At 72.7% G+C, this 3,968-nt stretch carries 6 protein-coding genes; 3 read left to right on the top strand and 3 right to left on the bottom strand.

Features of this window, described 5'->3' with window-relative positions; translation table 11 throughout:
* Together SACHA_RS0116310 and SACHA_RS0116315 are read right to left on the bottom strand one after the other, a co-directional pair.
* On the bottom strand, positions 1 to 897 hold an 897-nt coding region (locus SACHA_RS0116310), incomplete at its 3' end, for a saccharopine dehydrogenase family protein (protein ID WP_019811456.1).
* A 76-nt stretch (positions 898 to 973) separates the two neighbouring features.
* Positions 974 to 1,990 carry a sodium:calcium antiporter gene (locus SACHA_RS0116315; protein ID WP_019811458.1) on the bottom strand — a complete coding sequence of 339 codons (1,017 nt, stop codon included), beginning with the start codon at positions 1,988 to 1,990 and terminating at the stop codon, positions 974 to 976.
* A gap of 74 nt (positions 1,991 to 2,064) precedes the next feature.
* Here SACHA_RS0116315 and SACHA_RS25675 point away from each other — a divergent pair, with 74 nt between their 5' ends.
* From SACHA_RS25675 to SACHA_RS0116330, 3 genes are all read left to right on the top strand, one after another.
* Positions 2,065 to 2,241: a hypothetical protein gene (locus SACHA_RS25675; protein ID WP_019811460.1), complete on the top strand. Its 177-nt coding sequence runs from the start codon at positions 2,065 to 2,067 to the stop codon at positions 2,239 to 2,241.
* Positions 2,242 to 2,348: 107 nt separating this feature from the next.
* The gene (locus tag SACHA_RS0116325) at positions 2,349 to 2,645 is read left to right on the top strand and encodes a WhiB family transcriptional regulator (protein WP_007026474.1); all 297 of its coding nucleotides are present in this window, start codon (positions 2,349 to 2,351) and stop codon (positions 2,643 to 2,645) included.
* A gap of 105 nt (positions 2,646 to 2,750) precedes the next feature.
* Entirely contained in the window at positions 2,751 to 3,737 is a 987-nt protein-coding gene (locus SACHA_RS0116330) for a TIGR03557 family F420-dependent LLM class oxidoreductase (protein ID WP_019811462.1), read from the top strand.
* A 27-nt stretch (positions 3,738 to 3,764) separates the two neighbouring features.
* Here the strand turns inward: SACHA_RS0116330 and SACHA_RS0116335 are convergent.
* Positions 3,765 to 3,968 (bottom strand): sigma factor-like helix-turn-helix DNA-binding protein (locus SACHA_RS0116335; protein WP_019811465.1); only part of this gene is annotated, 204 nt, incomplete at its 5' end.

The following is a 3,968-nucleotide window of genomic DNA, read 5'->3' on the forward strand; positions in this document are numbered from 1 at the left end:
CACGCCCGCCAGCGCCCGGCGGGCGGGCGGGATCCGCGAGGCGAGGCCGAGCATCCCGAGGCCGAGCGCCCCCAGCAGCACGGTGGGCAGGCGCTTGACGGCCGCGGAGTGCCGGTAGGTGAACTCGGGTCCGTACCGCGGCAGGGCCGCCGCCGAACGGCCGACGATCTGCGGGTCGAGTGTCGGGATCGGCACCAGCCACCGGCCGGTCCCGGTGTCCCGCCTCGGCGGTCCGGAGGGGAGGTGGATCCGCCGGTTCTTCGGGCGCGGCTCCGCCCGGCGACGTTCCCGTGCCGTGCGGGCCATCTCCTTCGCCCGGGAGAACACCGTCAGCGCCGAGGAGTAGGTGCCCCCGGAGAACTCGGCCCTGGCCCGCACCTGGCCCTGCACGGTCAACGGGGTGTCCTCCGGCAGGTGTCCGACCGTGAAGTACACGCCCAGGTCGTAGGGAATCGAGTCGAACCCGCAGGCGTGCACCAGCCGGGCGCCGGTGCGCCGCGCGGTGGCGTGGTGGGCCAGGTACATGCGGTCGACGAACTCCGGTTCACCGGTGAGGTCGACGTAGTCGGTGCCCTCGGCCGCACACGCCGCGACCAGCGGCTCCCCGTGGTGCAGGTACGGACCGACGGTGGTGATCACCACCCGGGTCGAGGCGGCGACCGCGCGCAGCGAGTCCTCGTCGGTCGCGTCCGCGTGCAGCAGCGGGAGGTCGGCGCAGGACGGGTCGATCGCGGCGAGCCGGTCCCGCAGTCGTGCGAGCTTGTCCCGGTTGCGCCCGGCCAGGGCCCACCGGCACCCTTCGGGGGCGTGCCGGGCCAGGTACTCCGCGGTCAGGCCCCCGGTGAAGCCGGTACCTCCGAACAGGACGAGGTCGTGTAGGCGAACTCGTTCGGCCATGGCTTCCCTCCGTGGACGGCGTGTGTCCGAGGTGTAACACACCGGCGGGCGACGCGGCCGCGCGAGGTGACGTGACTCAACCGGTGGAGATGATCACCAGCCCGCCGAGGTAGATCCCCAGCACCGCGATCCCCTCGAATCCGATGCCCTCCCGCTGCCGCCGGACGAGCCCCGCGGCGATCACGCCGATCAGCAGCATCGTCCACGCCAGCACGAACAGGTCGGTCGACGTGACCGCGTGGTAGATCGAGCCCTGCCGGTACGCGACGTCGGCGCCGGCGATGAACAGCAGGTCGAACGTGTTCCCGCCGACGATGCCGGCCACCGCGAGGGTGAGCGCACCCGCCCGCACCGCCGCCACGGTGGTGACCAGTTCCGGCAACGAGGTCGCCACGCTGGTCAGGAACGTGCCGACCGTGGTGCCGGTCAGTGCGCTCTGTTCGGCGATCGACACCCCGGCGCGCCCGATGCCGAACCCGGCGAACAACACCGCCGCGGTCAGCCCGACGAACCCGCCCCACAACCGCCGGGTCGGCTCGGTGCCGTCGTCGGACTCCGGGACGTCGGTGCGGGTGGCGGTGGTCCTCGTGGGCTTCCACATCGGCTCCCGGCCGACCTTGCGGCTGAGGACGAGGCCGTATCCGTAGCTGAGCAGCAGCAGCGCCGTGGCCGGGTGCACCCCGGCGAGGGTGACGGGCGGCGAGGTGGCGCCGAGCAGCACGAGCGACAGCATCACCACCATCAGCAGGCTGCTGAAGATGTTGATCAGCGACGCGGCGGCGTGTTCCAGATTGATGCGCCGGTAGGCCAGGTCGGCGACCACGATGAACGCGGTCTGCGCCGCGATCCCGCCCGCGGAGTTGCTCACCGCGAGGCTGGGCTCGCCGGAGAGCGCGGCGACGATGCTGACCACCAGGCCCGCCAGGGAGGTCGCCCCGGCGAGCAGCACCATCCCCGCGATCGCCTCACCCAGTCCGGTGCGATCGGCCAGTCGGTCGACGACCCGGGCGAGCCGCACCCCGGCCACCCCGATCACTGTGGCGGAGACCACGAAGACCGGGATCGCGACGGGCAGCCCCCAGACGGCGTTCATCCAGCTCACAGTGGGCGCGGTATACCACTCTCCCGCCGGATTGAAAACCGGGGCGCCGGGGTACCTGCCCGATCATGACGGAGAACCACGACCCGGCCCCCGAGGCGGACCGCGAGGAGCAGCAGCAGCCCGTGTTCGGTGAGGACGCCCCGGCCCCGGTCGGCGCCCCCCTGGACGCCGACCCGGCGGACGTGGCCGAACAGGCCGCGCCGGTGCCGGTCGACGAGGACGACGAGCGTCCGGGCGGCTGAGCCCGGCACCGGGTGTGAGTTCTCCGGCACCGGGGTACACGCACCGCACTGACCCGGTTCCACGGACACGGTCCGACCGACGCGGTTCACGAGCACGGAGGTGACCAATGGCCGACACGTCCCGCCTGCCCACTCCTGTCGCCGAGGTGTGGGAATGGCAGCGGCACGGCAACTGCCGCAATCTCGACAGCTCCGTGTTCTTCCATCCTGATGGAGAACGCGGATTCGCGCGCGCCGACAGGGTGGCCCGCGCCAAGGAGATCTGCCGGACGTGCCCGGTGATCGTCCAGTGTCGACACCACGCCCTGACGGTGCAGGAGCCTTTCGGGGTGTGGGGCGGCCTCGACGAGACCGAGCGCCGCGAGGCCATCGCGCGGCGCAAGAAGCTGCAGCCGACGGGCTGACTTCGACCGGGGCGGGGTCGCGGCACGCGGCTCCGGCCCCACCCCACGGCCCGTCCCAACGGGCCGTGGCACCGGGACGGGGCCGCATCGTCGAAGGGAGTGCCCGTGCGGTTCGGGTACACGCTGCTCACCGAACAGGCCGGACCCGGTCCGCTCGTCCGCCACGCCGCCGGCGCCGAGCGCGCGGGTTTCGATTTCGCGGTCATGAGCGACCATCATTCGCCCTGGTTGGACAGTCAGGGACACGCCCCGTACGCGTGGAGCGTGCTGGGGGCCGTCACACAGGCCACCGAGCGCCTGGAGCTGATGACGTACGTGACGTGCCCGACGATGCGGTACCACCCGGCCGTCGTCGCGCAGAAGGCCGCCACGATCCAGGAACTGTCCGATGGCCGGTTCCTCCTCGGACTCGGTGCGGGGGAGAACCTCAACGAGCACGTGGTCGGGCGCGGCTGGCCGCCGGTGAACGTGCGGCACGAGATGCTGTCCGAGGCGCTGGAGATCATCGGGGACCTCTTCGACGGCGGTTACACCAACTTCGCCGGGCACCACTTCCGGGTGGACTCGGCGAAGCTCTGGGACCTGCCCCGGTGGCGGGTCCCGATCGGCGTCGCGGTCTCCGGTGCCCAGTCGGTGCGGCGGTTCGCGCCGGTCTCGGACGCGATGATCGCGGTGGATCCCGAGGCGGAACTCTGCCGGGGATGGGACGCGGCCCGGTCCGCCGTGCGCCAGGAGACCTCCCGCAAGATCGGGCAGATCCCGGTGTCGTGGGACACCGACGAGAAGGCCGCGGTGAGCCGGGCGCGCGAGCAGTTCCGCTGGTTCGCGGGCGGCTGGAAGGTCAACGCGGAGCTGCCCGGTACGGCCGCGTTCGACGCGGCGACCCGGTTCGTGACCGAGGAGGACGTGGCCGCGGCGATCCCGTGCGGGGCGAGCACCGAGCGGGTCGTGACCTCCGCACGGGCATTCCTCGACGCGGGATTCACCGACCTGGCCCTGGTGCAGGTGGGTGGCGACCGGCAGGAACCGTTCCTGGAGGCCGCCGAGCGGGAGCTTCTTCCCGCGCTGCGGGAGGCGGCCGGGAGGCGCTGACCCGGCGTGTGCCGACGGTCGGCGCGGTCACAGTTCACCGACGCCGACCCACCCGCGCAGCCGGCGCAGCGCCCGGTGTTGGAGCGTGCGCACATTCGCGGAGGAGAGACCGAGCGCCCGGCCGGTCTCGCCCGCGGACAGGCCCACCATGACGCGCAGCACGAGGATCTCGCGCTGGACGGCGGGCAGCCGGTCGAGCAGGCCGTCGAGCCGACGGCCGCGCTCGGCCTC

The sequence above is a fragment of the Saccharomonospora halophila 8 genome (assembly GCF_000383775.1).
GTDB classification, from domain to species: domain Bacteria; phylum Actinomycetota; class Actinomycetes; order Mycobacteriales; family Pseudonocardiaceae; genus Saccharomonospora; species Saccharomonospora halophila.